Annotated in this window: 18 protein-coding genes and 2 tRNA genes; 11 read left to right on the top strand and 9 right to left on the bottom strand. The window is 56.7% G+C overall.

The features are described from left to right. Nucleotides 1-4: 4 nt before the first annotated feature. The 5 genes from U2949_RS16670 to U2949_RS16650 all read right to left on the bottom strand — a co-directional run bounded on the left by U2949_RS16670 (nt 5) and on the right by U2949_RS16650 (nt 6,484). Nucleotides 5-982, bottom strand: a complete 978-nt coding sequence (locus U2949_RS16670) for an ABC transporter permease (RefSeq protein ID WP_063693492.1) — start codon at nt 980-982, stop codon at nt 5-7. After that, nucleotides 982-3,168 (bottom strand): ABC transporter substrate-binding protein, encoded by a 2,187-nt coding sequence (locus U2949_RS16665; RefSeq protein ID WP_026484271.1) that lies wholly within the window; start codon nt 3,166-3,168, stop codon nt 982-984. Before U2949_RS16665 ends, U2949_RS16670 begins: the two co-directional genes overlap by 1 nt. After that, nucleotides 3,162-3,734, bottom strand: a complete 573-nt coding sequence (locus U2949_RS16660) for a thermonuclease family protein (protein ID WP_257723460.1) — start codon at nt 3,732-3,734, stop codon at nt 3,162-3,164. The genes U2949_RS16665 and U2949_RS16660 overlap by 7 nt, the downstream gene beginning before the upstream one ends. A gap of 102 nt (nt 3,735-3,836) precedes the next feature. Continuing rightward, complete coding sequence (locus U2949_RS16655; RefSeq protein WP_026484270.1) at nt 3,837-5,438, bottom strand: acyl-CoA dehydrogenase family protein; 1,602 nt, start codon at nt 5,436-5,438, stop codon at nt 3,837-3,839. 41 nt (nt 5,439-5,479) lie between these two features. Next, nucleotides 5,480-6,484: a magnesium and cobalt transport protein CorA gene (locus U2949_RS16650; RefSeq protein WP_035275091.1), complete on the bottom strand. Its 1,005-nt coding sequence runs from the start codon at nt 6,482-6,484 to the stop codon at nt 5,480-5,482. Nucleotides 6,485-6,576: 92 nt separating this feature from the next. Here U2949_RS16650 and U2949_RS16645 point away from each other — a divergent pair, with 92 nt between their 5' ends. From U2949_RS16645 to U2949_RS16615, 7 genes are all read left to right on the top strand, one after another. Beyond that, complete coding sequence (locus tag U2949_RS16645) at nt 6,577-6,957, top strand: DUF423 domain-containing protein (protein WP_026484268.1); 381 nt, start codon at nt 6,577-6,579, stop codon at nt 6,955-6,957. 58 nt (nt 6,958-7,015) lie between these two features. Next, nucleotides 7,016-8,053, top strand: coding sequence for an adenosine deaminase (locus U2949_RS16640; RefSeq protein WP_321288926.1), 1,038 nt, complete (start codon nt 7,016-7,018; stop codon nt 8,051-8,053). Continuing rightward, entirely contained in the window at nt 8,046-8,663 is a 618-nt protein-coding gene (locus U2949_RS16635; protein ID WP_035275088.1) for a DNA-3-methyladenine glycosylase, read from the top strand. The genes U2949_RS16640 and U2949_RS16635 overlap by 8 nt, the downstream gene beginning before the upstream one ends. 58 nt (nt 8,664-8,721) lie before the next feature. Further along, complete coding sequence (locus U2949_RS16630; protein WP_042484061.1) at nt 8,722-9,036, top strand: I78 family peptidase inhibitor; 315 nt, start codon at nt 8,722-8,724, stop codon at nt 9,034-9,036. Between the two features lie 6 nt (nt 9,037-9,042). Beyond that, a complete protein-coding gene (locus U2949_RS16625) occupies nt 9,043-9,450 on the top strand; it encodes a PaaI family thioesterase (protein ID WP_026484264.1) in 408 nt (135 codons plus the stop codon). A gap of 179 nt (nt 9,451-9,629) precedes the next feature. Then, a complete protein-coding gene (gene wrbA, locus U2949_RS16620) occupies nt 9,630-10,229 on the top strand; it encodes an NAD(P)H:quinone oxidoreductase (protein ID WP_009457766.1) in 600 nt (199 codons plus the stop codon). Nucleotides 10,230-10,243: 14 nt separating this feature from the next. Continuing rightward, nucleotides 10,244-11,257, top strand: a complete 1,014-nt coding sequence (locus tag U2949_RS16615; RefSeq protein ID WP_321288924.1) for a glutathione S-transferase family protein — start codon at nt 10,244-10,246, stop codon at nt 11,255-11,257. Here U2949_RS16615 and U2949_RS16610 read toward each other — a convergent pair. Next, nucleotides 11,251-12,420 carry an alpha-hydroxy acid oxidase gene (locus U2949_RS16610; RefSeq protein ID WP_009457768.1) on the bottom strand — a complete coding sequence of 390 codons (1,170 nt, stop codon included), beginning with the start codon at nt 12,418-12,420 and terminating at the stop codon, nt 11,251-11,253. The two genes, U2949_RS16615 and U2949_RS16610, sit on opposite strands and share 7 nt — an antisense overlap. Nucleotides 12,421-12,696: 276 nt before the next feature. Between U2949_RS16610 and U2949_RS16605 the strand changes: the two genes are divergently transcribed. After that, nucleotides 12,697-12,773, top strand: a tRNA-Arg gene (locus tag U2949_RS16605). A 200-nt stretch (nt 12,774-12,973) separates the two neighbouring features. On the opposite strand, the gene U2949_RS16600 is transcribed toward U2949_RS16605, so the two are convergent. Then, entirely contained in the window at nt 12,974-13,447 is a 474-nt protein-coding gene (locus U2949_RS16600; RefSeq protein ID WP_026484261.1) for a hypothetical protein, read from the bottom strand. A gap of 321 nt (nt 13,448-13,768) precedes the next feature. Between U2949_RS16600 and U2949_RS16595 the strand changes: the two genes are divergently transcribed. The 3 genes from U2949_RS16595 to U2949_RS16585 all read left to right on the top strand — a co-directional run bounded on the left by U2949_RS16595 (nt 13,769) and on the right by U2949_RS16585 (nt 15,164). Next, a tRNA-Arg gene (locus U2949_RS16595) sits at nt 13,769-13,845 on the top strand. Between the two features lie 516 nt (nt 13,846-14,361). Then, a complete protein-coding gene (locus U2949_RS16590; protein WP_026484260.1) occupies nt 14,362-14,745 on the top strand; it encodes a hypothetical protein in 384 nt (127 codons plus the stop codon). Between the two features lie 86 nt (nt 14,746-14,831). Continuing rightward, nucleotides 14,832-15,164, top strand: coding sequence for a hypothetical protein (locus tag U2949_RS16585; protein WP_026484259.1), 333 nt, complete (start codon nt 14,832-14,834; stop codon nt 15,162-15,164). Nucleotides 15,165-15,245: 81 nt separating this feature from the next. On the opposite strand, the gene U2949_RS16580 is transcribed toward U2949_RS16585, so the two are convergent. Together U2949_RS16580 and U2949_RS16575 are read right to left on the bottom strand one after the other, a co-directional pair. After that, entirely contained in the window at nt 15,246-16,682 is a 1,437-nt protein-coding gene (locus U2949_RS16580; protein WP_257723465.1) for an NAD(P)(+) transhydrogenase (Re/Si-specific) subunit beta, read from the bottom strand. Continuing rightward, nucleotides 16,679-16,999, bottom strand: coding sequence for an NAD(P) transhydrogenase subunit alpha part 2 (locus U2949_RS16575; protein WP_009457776.1), 321 nt, complete (start codon nt 16,997-16,999; stop codon nt 16,679-16,681). Before U2949_RS16575 ends, U2949_RS16580 begins: the two co-directional genes overlap by 4 nt. Between the last annotated feature and the right edge of the window lie 2 nt (nt 17,000-17,001).

Genomic DNA, 17,001 nt, shown 5'->3' with positions numbered 1-17,001 from the left:
GGGCTCAACTGAAACGAATGCGGGGGTCGACCAAGGTGTAGGAGATATCGGCCAGAATCAAACCGGCGATATAAAGCATCGATCCTAAAAACACCATGGCACGCACAATGGAGAAGTCCTGGGCATTGATGGCATCAATGGTGAAGCTGCCCAGACCCGGAATACCAAAAAAAGACTCGGAGATCAGGCTGCCCATGAACAGCAAGGGCAAGGCCGAGACGGTGCCCGTCAGAATGGGCAATAGCGCATTGGGCAAAACGTGGCGGAACAGGACGGTGGATTCCGTCAGCCCCTTGGAGCGCGCCGTACGCACATAATCACGGCTGGCCTCTTCCAGGAACAGGCTACGGTAAAAGCGGGATTCTGCACCGATGCGCGACAAAATCCCCACCAGCACCGGCAAGACCAGAAAGCGCCAGTTATCCATCCCTTCCACCCAGCCCGAGAACGGCACCCAGCGCAGCACCCGTGCAAACAGCCATTGCCCGGCAATGATGTAGAACAGGCCCGAAATGGACATCAACACGACGCACAGCACAACGGCGGAAAAATCCAGTCGGGTTCCCCGAAAGAACACCATCAGCAAGGCAAAACTGATACACACCCATAAGCCTAAAAAGAAGGTGGGCAAGGCCAGCGCCAAACTGGGCCCCATGCGTTGCTTGATCTGATAGGCAATATCCTGCCCCTGGTCTGACAAGCCAAAATCCAGGCGCAACAAAGGAACCGAGCGCTCGTAGAAAATCGTGTCGGTAAAGGTTTTGGAACCTTCCGCCTGCGCGTTATAAAACAGCGGCTTGTTATAACCGCGCTCTGCCTTCCAGTTTTCAATGGCCGTCTGGCTGACGCGCTGTCCGCCAATGGACAAACGGGCCATATCGTCAGGCGTGTTCACGGCAAAGAACAACACAAAGGTCAGCAGATTGACCCCTATCAGAATCAGCACGCCATACAGAATGCGCCGCAGCATATAGGAAAACATCAGTCTTTCTCCTTGCGCAGAGCCACATGGCGACGACGCGCCTGAGCCTGCGAGCGCACCACCCCCACCAGAATCAAGGCCAGCAAGCCCAGCGGAATGGCGGGCCACCAGACGGGGCGGTTCCAGCGATCAATGCGCTCCACACGCTGTTCGGGGTCGATACGGTAATACTGGATGCTGTCGCGCACCATCATGGACGGCTTGGCATTGCGCACCCAGCTTTGGTAGGCACCACCCGCATTGGGCACATAGCCAAACATCCAGGGGGCATCATGCTGGACCAGATGGATCATCTGCTGCACCACCGCCTGCTTGTCCGGGCCGTCGTTCAGAAAGCGCATTTGCTCGTACAGGCGATCAAACTCCGCGCTTTGGTAATTGGCGGCGTTCTCACCACCAAAATCCTTCTTGGCCTGGGGGCCATAAAGCAAGGTGAAGAAGTTTTCGGCATCCGGGTAGTCGGCTACCCAGCCCCACAGAAATAGCTGTGCCGCGCCCCGCTTCATCTTGTCCTGAAAGCGGTTGTAATCGGTAGCGCGCACTTCCAGCTGCAAGCCTACCTGGGCCAGCTGACGGCGCATCCAGTCCACCGTGGCATCCGAGCCCATACCCATCATGGAGTCGTAATACAGAATCAAGGGCTTGCCGGTACGGCTGTCCCGTCCATCGGGATAGCCCGCCTGTCGCAGCAAATCACGCGCTTCGTCCAGACTGCGGCGTTTTACCACGCCATTGTCCTTGGTGTAGACATAAGGGTTGGCGCCTTGTGGCAGCGGCTGGTAACCCGGTACGCCGGGCGGCAAAGGACTATGCGCGGCTTCCCCCTGGTCGTTCATGAAAATGGAAACGTACTGCTCCCAATCGAACACAATGCTGATGGCTAAACGCAGCTTGCGGTTTTTCTCGAACTGCTCGGGCGTGTCGCCCTGACCGACCACCGGGTCGTGCCAGTTAAAGCCCATATAAAACAATTGCGCTTCGGGAGCCGTGCGCAATTGCAGGCCACGCTCCTGATACAGATTGGCTTTGTCTACCGAGTCCTGTGCAGCCACCGTCATGGCGACACCGTACTCGCCCCGCTCCACCTGCGGAATGTCGTAATAGCCCTGCAGGAACTTGCCCATCAAGGGGACGCCCTCTTTTTCCAGAGAGAACACCACTTTATCCAGAAAAGGCATGGGTTTGCCGCAATCCTCCAGCAGTCCCGCCTCCTGGTCGCCCGGCTCACCTACGCAGGGGTAGGGTTCGCCCCGGTAATTGGGGTTACGGCTCAGGACATGACGGCGGTTGGTCAAGGACTCCGTCAGCATGAACGGACCCGTGCCCACCGGCCAGCTATCCAGCGTCAGATTGTGCTGCGCCATGCGCGGCTGGCTATAAAAGCGCTCGGCCTCCCAGGCCATGGGCGCGGTAAAGGTCATGGCCAGCCAGTACTTGAACTGTGGGTACTTGCCATTCACCTCGATGCGCAAGGTGTGTTTATCCAGCGCTCGCACACCCGGCAAAGTGTAGGGCCTCAAATCCAGCCACTGTGGACGCGGCTCCTGCTTGTCGATACGGGCCAGCTCTTCACTGAACTCCTTGAAGCCCCGGATATGCTCGGCCATCACCCCCAGCACAGGAGATGCCAAGCGCGGGCTGGCCAATCGCTTGAAGGCGTAAACGTAATCGTGAGCCGTCAGCTCGCGCGAGCCGGTATGGGCGAAGTCCGCAATGCTGAAAGCATCGTTCAGGTCCGGCGCCCGCATGGGGTAATAGCGGTACTCGCCCTGCTCATCCAAGGCAAAGGCCGGATGCGGCTGAAAGCGAATGCCTTGCTTGATTGGAATATCGTAACGGCTGACTGCCACCTGTTCACCCGGCACATCGGCAGGCAAACGATTGCCCTGCTCATCCAGATACACAGGCTCTACCAGCTCGGCAGCCGCCTTGGGGATCAAACGATAAGGACGGTCCAGATAGTGATAGCCGTACAGCGGCTCATAAATCGAATACGTAAACGGTGTCTCGTCACCGGAGTAGGACAAGGCCGGGTCCAGGTGATTGGGGGAGCGGGTCGTGAACGCGCTGTAGAGCGTGTTTTCTGCTGCGCTGCCTTCCTGATAAGGGCTGTTAACGGGTTTGGAGCAAGCTGCCAATCCGACGCACAACAGGGCCAGCCCCATCCGCCGCAAAGGGCTTAGCATTGCCCTTGCTGCCAGCAGTCATAGCGCCATTTCCATGGCGGGACAGGGCTGGGTTCGGACCAGATGCCTATACCGGCTTCCTTGGCTTCGCGTTCCAGCTGATCAATACGCGGGTCGCGCAGGAAACGGCCGCGTTTTTCACGGTTGGCCATGGCCATTCCAGCCCGTACCAGTTTCTGGTTGGCGGTTTCGCCATCGGCCAAAGGCACATCGCATACAGCGCGACCGTGGCGGTCGCTCTCATAGCAGGACAGGGTCAAATGTTTACCGGAGACCAAATCCGACAAGAAGCGCCGTGAGGCCACGGCAAAGGGCTGGCCGGGACGACGGCTGTCTTTGGTGGTTTCGGGAGCATCGATACTGGCCAGACGCACGCGCACCTGCCTGTTATTGCTGGGCAAAATCGTCAGCGTATCGCCGTCGGCCACCCGCACCACGCGCCCTGTCAGCTCGAAGTCTTGAGCCTGAACAGGCAGGGCCCAGACAGCCATCACAGCCGTCAAGCCAGCACAAACGGCTGTGCGCCGCGTCAAAGAAGAAAAGCCGGACAGGGAAAACACAGTCATGATGCGGACAACACTCCAGGCGGGTAGCAGAAACTAGGCTAACAAATTATAGATACTGCGCACCGCCTGTCCAGAGCAATGTCCCTAGTAGGCAGGCCTGCATCAAGACGCCTGCAGGCGGGGCCAGATGCGATGCAAATACCAGGAAGCCTGCTCCACACCTTCCAGCCCGAATACGGTAGCCGGACCTTGTTGCAGACGATGGGTCGCGAACAGATCCGCGACGGCATCGGGAGCCACGTGGCGCATCAGGCAGGCTTGGTACAGAAGAGCCAGTTTCTGCGTCCAGACACGGCCTCCCGCCTGGGAAACCGTGCTCAACAAATCCTGTGCAACCTGACCCAGTTCCGCATCATCCCCGGTACGAGCACGCAAGTCTGCCTGCAAGGCCTCCAATACGCCTTCCTGACTCAAGGCGCGCTGCACATCCAGGCACATCACATTGCCTGAGCCTTCCCAAATCGAATTGACAGGAGCTTCGCGCAGCAAGCGCGGCATGGGGCCATCCTCGATATAGCCGTTGCCGCCCCAGGTTTCCATGGCTTCGGCACACAGGGCGATGGCCCGACGGCATACCCAGAACTTGGCAGCCGGGGCCAGCACGCGTAGCACCGCCTGCGCCACAGGATCATCAGCCCGTTCCTGCAAGTCCACCAGGAACAGGGCCAGATGGGTGGCCGCTTCGCTTTCCAGGCTCATATCCAGCAATACCGCCTGCATCAAGGGCTGATCGATCAACTGTTTGCCAAAGCAGCGTCGATGCTGACAGTAATGCAGGGACTGCACCAAAGCCTGCCGCATCAGGGCGGCACTGCCCAGCACGCAATCAATACGGGTACGGGCCGCCATTCCGGCCAGCAAAGCAATACCGCGACCGGCTTGGCCCACGCGCCAGGCCAGTGCACCATCAAAATCAATTTCGGCACTGGCGTTGGAGCGGTTGCCCAATTTGTCTTTCAGCCTGCGTATATACCGGCGATTCAAGCCATATTCGGTATAGCGCGGCATCAGGAAACAAGAAAACTGCTCGTGCTCACGCGCCAGTACCAGATGCCCGTCCGCCTGCGGCACGGAGAAAAACCATTTGTGCCCGTAAAGACGAAACGCCTGAGCCTGGGGATGCGCTTCGGTGGTGCAGCCGCGCAGATCAGAGCCGCCCTGCATTTCCGTCATGCCCATACCCAGCAGCACGCTGCTTTTTTCTGCCATCAACTGGTCCGAAGAATCGTACTGATTGATGTCCAGCTTGGCGGCCCATTCCTGAAACGGCTCAGCCTGTAATAAAGGCGCAGCGGCGCGCGTCATGGTCAAGGGACACAAGGTGCCCGCCTCAATCTGACCATGCATGTAAAAGCCCATGGCTCGTTGCAGGTGCTGGCCAGGTTCGGACTGATGGGGCCAGATATGCAGGCCTTGCTCCATGCCCAGGCTCATCAATTGATGCCAGGCGGGATGAAAATCCACCTGATCGACTCGTTGCCCTTGAGCAGACCAGCCTCGCCATTGCGGCGGCTGACGATTAGCCAAGGCGCCTTGCTCGCGCCAATGGGCAGAGCCCAGTTTCTTGCCGTAGTCCGCCAGCGCTTGCCGGGCCTCCTGGGAGGCCAGCTTGCTTTGCCAATGTTGTAAAGCCGGATCCTCGCCAAACAGATCGTCATTCATCAAATCCGGCACCTGATTCTGTAACTGCTGTTCCAGACCCATCTCGCCTCCTTGATTCCGGCCTTCCTGCCCCGTCTCTTAATCTAGAGCCATTTGGCCTTTTTGAATTTCCAGTACAAAAATCCGCACACGCTGCCCATCAGGCCCAAGGCCAGAGGGTAGCCCAGCGTCCATTCCAGCTCGGGCATGAATTTGAAGTTCATGCCGTAAATCCCCGCCACCGCGGTCGGCACGGCCAAAATGGCCGCCCAGGCCGCCAGCTTGCGGGTAGTGTCAGTCTGCTGCATCTGCCCTATCATCAAGCCACCTTCAAAGGCGAAGGCCAGGGCTTGCCGCAGGCTGTTAATAAATTCGGAAGTGCGGGCAATGCGGTCTGCCACTTCACCAAAATACGCCCGGCTTTCTGCATCCACATACGCCAGCTCGATGCGCGACAAACGACGGCTTAGCTCCGCCAAAGGCGTAACCGCGTTATACACACGCAGCAAATCGCGTCGTAAACGATAAATACGCCGCACATCGTTTTCCTTGAAGCCCCGAATCAGGAATTGCTGTTCAATAGCTTCTACCGCCTTTTCAGTTTGTTCCAGGCAAGTCTGGTACTGGTCCACAATCAGATCCAGCAATTCCGAGGCCACAAAATCACTGCCCCGTTCCAGCAAGGCTGGTGTGCTTTCCAGACGGGAACGCAACTCCAGATAGCTGCTGTTGGAACCGCGCCGTACTGTCAGCAACAAACCATGGGCAATCAGAATCTGCGTAGTACCAAAAAGCGGGCGCAGGTCTTTCAGGCCCAGAGTCACCGCCACCACAATCAGGCAATTGCTGAACTCCAGCAATTTGGGACGGCGATGGGGAGCAATCAATTCCTCAACCGCATTGTCGGGCAGGCCCAGCTGCGCCCCCACTTCGCGCAAAGTTGCTTCGCTGGGGTCTTTCAAACCAATCCAGATAAAGCCGTCCTTCAAGGGGTTGTGTGCAGGCAGGTGGTGAATATCCAAGGCCTGAGCAGGCTGGCCAGACTGATAGCGATACGCGGCCACCACAACGTCTTGTGCATCAGGGGCGACCGGAGCTATTTCTTGCATGCTGCCTCCTTGCAGACAAAGCCAATTTTTTTGTTCGATAATAGCACTGGCCTCCCTCCGCGCTGCGAGTGCAGCGACTTGCAAGGAAAGACATGAAATCACGATCCATCCTGTGCCTGGGCACACTGATTATGGCGCTGGGCGTAGGCCTGGGCGCTTTTGGTGCCCATGCCTTGCGCGCCATGGTTGATGCTTCAGCACTGGCAACCTGGCATACCGCCGTGCTGTATCAATTGCTGCATGGCCTGGGCCTGCTGCTGATCGCCGCTTTGGGCCCCCAACTGAATGCGGCCTGGCAGTCTCGCAGTGCGATTTTGATGCTGGCTGGCGTCCTGATTTTTAGCGGCAGCCTGTACATTCTGGTGCTTAGCGGCGTGAAATGGCTGGGCGCAATCACCCCCATTGGCGGGGTGGCCATGATTCTGGCCTGGCTCTTTCTGGCCATTGCCGCCTTGCTTGGCAAGGACAACTGACCCCAGAGCTATTGCCTTCGTATAATGGGGCGCATAGTCTGCCTACCAGGAGCGCTCCGTGTCTGATTCCGCTTTTCCTTTACGCGAATTTACCCGCCAACTGCCCAAGGCCGAACTGCATCTTCATATTGAAGGCACGCTGGAACCGGACTTGATCTTCAAGCTAGCCCAGCGCAATCACATTACGCTGCCCTATCCCGATCAGGCCAGCCTGCACGCCGCCTATCAGTTCACCGACTTGCAGTCCTTTCTGGACCTCTACTACGCCGGGGCGGGGGTTCTGATCACCGAGCAGGATTTCTTTGACATGACCTGGGCCTACTTTCTGCGCGCCCAGGCCGATGGCATTGTCCACACGGAAATCATGTTTGACCCGCAGACGCACACGGCACGCGGGATCGCCATGGAAACCGTGTTTGCCGGGATTGCCCGCGCCGCCCGCCAGGCCAGATCCGAGTTGGGGATCAGCAGCTATCTGATCTTGAGCTTCCTGCGCCACCTGAGCGAAGCCGAGGCGTTTGACACCCTGGAAGCCGCCTTGCCCTTGCGCAATCAGTATTCCGACCTGTGGATTGCGATTGGCCTGGACTCCTCGGAAAAGGGCAACCCGCCCGCCAAATTCGAGAAGGTTTATGCCCGTTGCCGAGAGCTGGGTTTCCGACTGGTCGCCCACGCGGGTGAGGAAGGCCCGGCCAGCTATGTACGCGATGCCCTTCAGCTTCTGAAAGTAGAACGCATCGACCATGGCGTGCGCAGCCAGGACGACCCGGCCCTGATGCAGTATTTGGCCGACCACGCCATTTCCTTGACAGTCTGTCCGCTGTCCAACATCAAGCTCAAGGTTTTTGATAGCCTGCACCAGCACAATCTGAAGCATTTGCTGGATCGCGGCCTGAATGTCTGCGTGAACTCGGACGACCCAGCCTATTTTGGCGGCTATCTGCTGGACAACTACCTGCAAACCGCCCAGGCCCTGAATCTGCGGGAGGCCGATTTACGCACTCTGGCAGCCAATAGCTTGCGCTCTTCCTTTTTACCCAAGGAGCAAAAGCAGGCCTGGTTGAACAAGCTGGAGCAGACTCCCGGAAATGACTGAATCCGCGCTGTACCTGCCACGTGCGTTCTTTGCCCGTGATCCGCGTTACGTTGCCCTGGAATTGCTGGGCAAAACCCTGGTTTTGAATGACGAGCGCGGGCAGCGCTGCGCCACCATTGTGGAAACCGAAGCTTATCTGGGTCCCCAGGATCAGGCTGCCCACAGCCGTCGCGGTATTACCGAGCGCACACGGCTGATGTTTGGCCCGGCAGGTTACGCCTATGTGTATTTGATTTACGGCCTGCATCACTGCATGAATATCGTCAGCGGCGTGGAAGGTGACGGAACGGCCGTCTTGCTGCGGGCCGCGCAATGGACGTCACCCGTCGATGGTCCCTCCCTGTCCGGCCCCGGCCGTCTGTGCAAGGGACTGGGTATCGACAAGAGCTATAACGGCGCGGATGCCTGCGGCCCAAGCTTGCATCTGCTGGACGCCCCCGCCCTGCCGCCAGAGCAAATCCTGGTCGGCCCGCGCATCGGTGTGGACTATGCCGGCCTTTGGGCCCAGGCCCCCTTGCGCTACTCGATTGCCCAGCATCCGGAGGTATCGGTCAAGCCGGGCAAAACCACCACAAAACGCAGTGCCAAAGGCCTTAAACGCCCCGCCTAGAACAGGTATTATTAATCCTTCAAGCTGAATGCTTCCCAGCTGTTTTTAAGGATTTCCCATGCGACTCTCCGTACTACTTAGCGTACTTCCCGCCGTTTTGCTCGCTGCTTGCACGGCCACGGGCAATAGCGCACAAACAGGCTCGACCTCTTCGTTCAGCGACTCCTCTGGTGGTCTGTGCAATGCGGACGCCTTGAATCCAGCCGGTCAAACCGCCAGCCAAAGCCAGGTTGAGCGTCTGGTCAAACAGGCCGGTGCAGCCAAAGCTCGCGTCCTGGCTCCGGACCGCATGTACACCACCGACTATGACCCCACCCGTTTGAACATTCGCGTGGACGAGCAGAACAAAATCACCTCCGTTTACTGCGGCTGATCCCTGATGACTCACGAACAAAGCCAACACTTGCTGGACACGCTGTTCGCCCCCTGGGTCCAAGCGTTGAAGCTGCGCGTAGAAAATCTGAACGAAGACGGCGTGGTTCTCCGCCTGCCTTTTTCGGATCAATTGACACACGTGGCCGGTGTGGTCTGCGGTCAGGTGTATATGGCGGCAGCCGATACCGCCATGGTGCTGGCCGTCAGTCAAAGCCTGGGGGAATTTCGTCCCATGACCACGGTTTCGCTGAACACCAGCTTTGTCCGCCCGGTTAGCCAAGGGGATGTGCTGGTACACGCCCAAGTGCTGAAGCGTGGCAAAAGCATGGTCTTTGGCGACATCAAGCTGCTGGACGAGCAAGGTCGACTGGCCGCCCACGCCACCACCACCTACGCCCTGCTGCCAGGCTGATGCTCCCCGGGACGGCCACCCGCTTTGCAAGACAGACTCTGACACAAAACAATCCGTCCAGGGGTTTGGCAGAGCGGGCGTGGCACGACTATCATCGTTATAGCAGCTGCGCCCCGGCTTAGCACTGTGGCCGCTGTCCCATCCGATTCCTTGTTGATCGCTTTTCTGGAGAAGTTCAAATGGCAAAAGTCCTGGTTCTCTATTACTCCGCCTATGGCCACGTAGAAAAAATGGCCCAAGCGGTTGCCGAAGGTGCACAAAGCGCTGGCGCAACGGTGGACATCAAGCGTGTCCCCGAACTGGTCCCGGAAGCCGTGGCCCAGAAAGCGAATTTCAAGCTGGATCAAGCCGCCCCGGTCGCCACTATTGGCGACCTGGAAAACTATGACGCCATCATTGTCGGCACCGGCACCCGTTTCGGGCGCATCAGCTCGCAAATGGCCAGTTTTCTGGATCAGGCCGGTGGCCTGTGGGCGCGCGGCGCACTCAATGGCAAGGTAGGCGGTGCCTTTACCTCTACCGCCACCCAACACGGCGGACAGGAGCTGACGCTACTGTCCATTATTCATAACCTGATGCACTTTGGCATGATTGTGGTGGGCCTGCCTTACAGCTTTGCAGGCCAGACACTGCTGAACGAAGTGACTGGCGGCAGCCCCTACGGCGCGTCCACCATTGCCGGTGGCGACGGTTCACGTCAGCCCAGCCAGAACGAGCTGGACGGCGCCCGCTACCAGGGCCGTCATATCGCTGAAATTGCAATCAAGCTGAAAGGCTAAAACGGAGTACACAGATGGGCATGATGATAGATGGACAATGGCATAGCAAAGAGCCTGTCAGCAGCACCCAGTCCGATACATTTCAACGTGCCCAGTCTGCCTTCCGGGCCTGGATTACCGCCGACGGCGGCCCCGGCCCGGACGGCCAGGCAGCGCAGCCTGCCCAGGCCAATCGCTATCATCTGTATGTCTCGCTGGCCTGCCCCTGGGCGCATCGCACCTTGATCATGCGCGAATTAAAGGGGCTGCAAAAGCTGATTTCAGTGTCAGTGGTGGCCCCCATCATGGGCGATCAGGGCTGGACCTTTGAACCGGCGGAGGGCGTGGTGCCGGACCCGGTCATGGATGCCCAGTTCCTGCATCAGCTCTACGCCAAGGCGGACCCGCAATTCACAGGGCGCATTACCGTGCCCGTACTGTGGGACAAGCAGCGCGGCACAATCATCAATAACGAGTCGGCCGAGATCATGCGTATTTTCAATAGCGCCTTTGATACTTTGGGCGCGCGCAGCCTGGATATGGCACCTGCCGAGCTGCTGGGCGAAATCGACCAGATCAATGCCCATGTGTATGACACCGTCAATAACGGGGTCTACAAAGCAGGTTTTGCCCGCTCACAAGCCGCCTACGACACAGCAGTTCATGCCCTGTTTGACAGCCTGGACGGGCTGGAGGCTCGCCTGAGCCAGCAGCGCTACCTGACTGGCACGCAACTGACCGAGGCCGACTGGCGCTTGTTCACTACCCTGATTCGCTTTGATCCGGTCTATGTTGGCCATTTCAAATGCAATCTGCGCCGTCTGATTGATTATCCGAATCTGTGGAACTACATGCTGGAGCTGTACCAAATGCCTGGCGTGGCCAGCACGGTCAGCCTGGATCACATCAAGACCCATTACTACAGCAGTCACCGCCATCTGAACCCGACGGGTATTGTGCCGGCTGGCCCGGTGCTGGATCTGAACGGGCCCCACGGACGAGGTCATTTACCCGTCCAGCCAGGGCCCTTGCATATCGGTCTTCAGTAACCGGGGCGATCGAAAATATCGGGATTGAGCAAGATGGAGCGGTCTACCTGATTGATATCGGTACGACCGCAAAACGCCATGGACACGTCCAGCTCATTCGCCATCAGTTTCAGCAAACGGGCCACACCGGCCTGCCCCGCCGCACCCAAGGCATACAGGAAAGCACGGCCAATCATGGCACCTTGAGCGCCCAAGGCGCGGGCACGCAACACATCCTGACCGCTGCGAATACCACCATCGACCAGCACTTCGATCTTGTCACCTACCGCCTTGCTGATCGCAGGCAGGCAGGAAATTGAGGATGGCGCGCCATCCAGCTGACGGCCACCGTGATTGGACACGATCAAGGCATCAGCCCCGCTATCCACGGCATAACGTGCATCGTCCGCATCCATAATGCCTTTCACAATCAGCTTGCCGCCCCAGGCATTCTTGATCCACTCGATATCTTTCCAGTTCAGGCTCGGGTCGAACTGCTCGGCCGTCCAGGTAGACAAGGAGCGCAGATCCGACACTCCCTTGGCGTGGCCGACGATATTGCCAAAACTGCGACGATGCGTGCGCAGCATATTGCGGCACCAGTACGGCTTGGTCGCCAGATTCAGCAAATTAGGAATAGTCAGGCGAGGAGGCGTGGTCAGGCCATTTTTAATATCTTTGTGACGCTGCCCCAAAACCTGCAAGTCCAGGGTCAGGACCAGCGCCGAGCAATTAGCCGCTTTGGCACGCGCAATCAGATTTTCAATAAAGCTGCGATCGCGCATCACGTATAGCTGAAACCAGAACGGGGCACGGGTCGCCTGGGCCACGTCTTCCAGCGAGCACACGCTCATGGTGGACAGGGTGAAAGGAATACCAAAATCCCGTGCGGCCAAAGCCGCCAGCATTTCACCATCGGCGTGCTGCATGCCGGTCAGACCGGTAGGGGCAATAGCCACGGGCATGGCAACATCCTGGCCCAGAAGCTTGGTCTTCAGACTGCGATGGTCAATATCCACCGCCACGCGCTGTTTGAATTTCAGTTTGTGAAAATCCTGCTCGTTCGCATGATACGTGCCTTGCGTCCAGGAGCCGGAGTCGGCGTAGTCATAAAACATCTTGGGCACGCGGCGTTTGGCCGCCAGGCGGAAATCTTCAGTGCAGGTAATTTTCGACAGATCCATTACATTGGGCTCCAAAACAATGGCGTAATAATGCGACTTTGTGCCCGGTGGGGCAAGTCATCCAGTACAGACTGTTCGATGTTGCTGCCTGCTCGGTTTTCCTGCGCCTGCCAAATAAAGAGGATGACCAGTTCCCGAAAGGGCTACAAACCTTGTGGCTGGCGGTTTTCCAGCCTTCTCGCATCCCGGAAAATCCAAAAAGAGGCTATTTCAGCAAAAAAACGATGATATTTTGGTGACAAGCAAAAATAGCCGTGCTATAGTTCTACTTCTTTAGCGGCTGTAGCTCAGTTGGATAGAGTACTTGGCTACGAACCAAGGGGTCGTGGGTTCGAATCCTGCCAGCCGCGCCATATTCAGTAAAAAAGCCATTTCTTCGGAAATGGCTTTTTTACTTTCTACTCGGAAATCAGACGGCAAAAAGATCCACTACACTGCCGAGCGGCGTTCATGCCTCCATCCACAGTAGCAATACGAGCAGGCCTGAACAAAAAAATAGAATGAGCAATGCCGGTCATGGCGTTATATGGCCAGGAACTGCTCCTTCGCAGCCTTATCGCCTTTCTGACAACTCAATACCCGCAGCATCCCCAAAACCATCGTGCACCCATCCGGTCACGGGAACGGCATAGCTCCACCCACCCGCTTTCCACCAGCATTCAGCAAACCATGCTTTGGTGGTATTGGCTGCAATACTCAGGCCGTCAAACGCTTCATCCAAGAAATAGTCTTCATGGAAGGCATCCATCCTGTCCAAACCTATAGAAAGCTCCATAGTTCTACCTGGAAAAATAGAAGGGTCGTTGCTATCTACTTTATTATTGTCGCCACGATAGTAAATCCATGCCGACGGGGTTTCCAGGCCGTCGTCACCAAAGAAGATCTGCACCTCGGCATCCGCAACGCTGTCTGGGACAGGCAAGGCGAACAAGGTACGCAGTTCGGCAATAAGATGTTTTGAAGCACGCTCCAAACACCGCTTATAACGAAGCTGAAACTGTGCCGGACTTAAGCCGAATGGAACCATGCCTGTAACTCCTGATGCAGCTAAATTGCCGCTAATTGACTTATGGCTGCTGCATCATCGCGTTCGATTCTGACTCAGCCGCCACCAAGAGTAATGGTTCTACTCCCCAAGCAGCAAGTCACTCCTGCATCGGCAAAACCATCAATACCATGGCTTAAAAACACTACAAAGTGCCGGGTTAAATCCGCAGCCCCCTGCTCCGCACACGCCGTCAAAGCCTTATTTCCCCGTGTTTTCAGAAAAATTTCGTATTTATTTAAAGAAAAATGCTTTTTAGGCTTGTCATACAGATAAATAGTCTGCTATAGTTTCACTTCTTTAGCGGCTGTAGCTCAGTTGGATAGAGTACTTGGCTACGAACCAAGGGGTCGTGAGTTCGAATCTTGCCAGCCGCGCCATATAAAGAAAAAAGCCACTTCTTCGGAAGTGGCTTTTTTCGTTTGTCTTTCCGCTTTTTTACCCAACCTGACTTTCCCGGTTTATCTGCTTTTTTCCTGTGATTTGCAGGCAGCGGATAAAGTCAATTGTTTCCACCCATCAGCCTTGTTGGGTAGAAAAGCACACAACCAATCCTAAAGCCCCTGCCCAGACGTTTATAAACTGAACATCACAAATGCCACAAATGAGATGTAACAATTGAAACTTTCTTTTAATTTCAAAAAATAAGGGTAAAACCTCTCTATTATTGCCAACACTAATTAAAAGAGGGGACATACCATTCCAAGAGCTTATGCTATGGGCTGCGTACAACACGCAGTCACATACGACAGAGAAAATTGAGCCTTCCAGCTTGTACCTACTGAGACCGATACCCGGTGCAGCCTGTCGTTGGCACATCTTAGGCTATTCCCATCTTTGAATAGACCCGAAAAACAAACAAAGCAGATCTGTTCATTAATCTAAAGAGGAAACCCATGACTCGTCGCATGCTCGCTGCGCTTTTACTGTCCATTCCACTTGCTGCCTGCCAGACCCTACAAGGTGGTGGAACGGGAGGCGAAGACAAGTTCACTGCCACCTACATGCAAACACACCTAAAACCAGGCGTGACCACCGTCGAGCAAGTACGCCAACTCTACGGCAAACCAGATACCACTCAAGAAGGCCCAAGAGGTCCGTCGATGTGGACCTATTCACCCTCTAACAAAGCAACCTCTGACTTGCTGTCCTCTGCCATGGGTGCCTTCGGGCTGGGCGCCGCCAGCAGCATCACCGGGGCAACACAAGAAGATGGCCGCAGACTATATATCCATTTTGAAAACCATAAAGTCTCCGACTACAGCTTATCGCACCACTAAAAATCTCTTAGTTTGAGACTCGCTACACTCAAAACGCCTGAGCTGTTAGGCCCAGGCGTTTTTACAGCAAGGCAACAAGACTCATCATGATCTCACGCACTATCCATTTTCTGCCCGCCGTCCTGCTCCTCGCCTGCAGCCTGTCGGTCGCGCAAGAGGCCAACCCTACGGCCCAACTGGCCCAGATGGGCGGCGCCATGCATGCGGCCGCCCAGGTCTGCGGCGACTACACTGACACGCAATTACAGGACATGAAGAACAAGCAGAAAGAAGCCATGAAGGATATGGGCCTTAGCGAGGCCGATTTCGATGTGGCATTCGAGCAAGGCCTGCAGCGCGGCCGCAAGGACCTTGAGGGCGCCACCAACACCCAGCGCAATCAGATGTGCGAGCAACTGCGCTCCGGCCCCAAGTTCTAAATTCGCTCTGCCCAACAAGAAAGCGCTCTGGCCCGCAAGGAACCAGAGCGCTTTTACTTTCAGCGCAATGACGCAAGCGTCTTACAGCGCCTTGACCATATCCTCGATGGTCTTTTTGGCATCGCCAAACACCATCATGGTCTTGTCCATATAGAACAGTTCATTATCCAGACCAGCATAACCGGCTGCCATGGAGCGCTTGTTCACGATCACGGTTCGGGCTTTGTAGGCTTCCAGAATCGGCATGCCTGCAATCGGCGAGGCCGGATCGTTTTTAGCGGCCGGGTTGACCACGTCGTTAGCGCCTAGAACCAGCACCACATCCGTCTGCGCAAACTCGCTATTGATGTCGTCCATTTCAAAGACTTGCTCGTAAGGCATTTCTGCCTCGGCGAGCAAGACGTTCATATGGCCAGGCATACGACCGGCGACCGGGTGAATGGCGTAGCGCACATTCACACCCTGGCTGGTCAGCTTGTCCGACAGCTCTTTCAAAGCGTGTTGAGCACGGGCCACGGCCAAACCATAACCAGGCACAATCACCACGGACTCGGCATTGCTCATCATGAAAGCGGCATCTTCTGCACTGCCGGATTTCACCGAGCGATTGCCCTGATCCACGCCACCCGCAGCCGCTTCCGGATTGGCACCGAAGCCGCCCAGAATCACGTTGAAGAAGGCACGGTTCATGGCCTTGCACATGATGTAGGACAGAATCGCACCGGAGGAGCCCACCAGCGAACCGGCAATGATCAGCATGGAGTTGTTCAGGGAGAAACCAATCCCCGCTGCCGCCCAGCCCGAATAGCTGTTCAGCATGGACACCACCACGGGCATGTCTGCCCCGCCAATCGGGATGATCAGCATCACGCCCAGCAGGAAGGACAAGGCCAGCAGCACACCAAAGGCCCACCATGCCTGAGTCATCACAAAGATCACGCCGCAAGCCAGGGCCAGCAGACCCAGCAGCAGGTTCAGCATGTGCTGACCCTTGAAGGTAACGGGTGCGCCCTGGAACAGTCGGAACTTGTACTTGCCCGACAGCTTGCCAAACGCGATCACCGAGCCAGAGAAAGTAATGGCACCGACCAGCGCGCCCAAAGCCAGCTCCACACGGTTACCCATGGGCAGAGCCACCTCGGCCGAACCAATCCCGAAGGCTACCGGCTCCAGCACCACGGCAATCGCAATGGCTACCGCCGCCAGACCAATCATGCTGTGCATGAAGGCCACCAGTTCCGGCATCTTGGTCATCTCGACACGGCGTGCCATGACGGTGCCCAGCACGCCACCAATCACCAGACCGATCAAAACCCGCAGCAGGCCAGAGAGCTCTTTGCCTTCAGGAGCCAGGCTGTAGATCAGCACGGCTGTGGTCGCAATGGCCAAGGCCATCCCCACCATGCCGAACAGATTGCCACGACGCGAACTGGCTGGATGCGACAAGCCTTTCAGGGCCTGAATGAAACACACCGAGGCCAGCAAATAGCACAAGGTAACGGTATTCATGGAAATCATGACTGCCCTTCCTTGGGCGTATTTTTAGCGCCCTTCTTTTTGAACATTTCCAACATGCGGCGGGTTACCAGGAAACCACCAAACACGTTTACCGAGGCCAGCGCGGTGGCAATAATGCCCATCGCCTGGGCCCAAGGGCTTTCAGTCAGCGCCGCGGCCAGCATCCCGCCCACAATAATGATGGCCGAAATCGCGTTGGTCACCGCCATCAAAGGCGTATGCAAGGCGGGCGTTACGGTCCAGACCACGTGGTAACCCACGTAAATGGCCAGCACAAAGATGATCAGGTTAATGACCAGGGGAGAAATAATATCCATGG

Origin of the sequence: Alcaligenes phenolicus (assembly GCF_032063905.1) — a bacterium.
Lineage (GTDB): Bacteria > Pseudomonadota > Gammaproteobacteria > Burkholderiales > Burkholderiaceae_B > Alcaligenes > Alcaligenes phenolicus.
The sequence above is the reverse complement of the archived record's forward strand: the minus strand, read 5'-3'. Positions and strand labels throughout refer to the sequence as shown.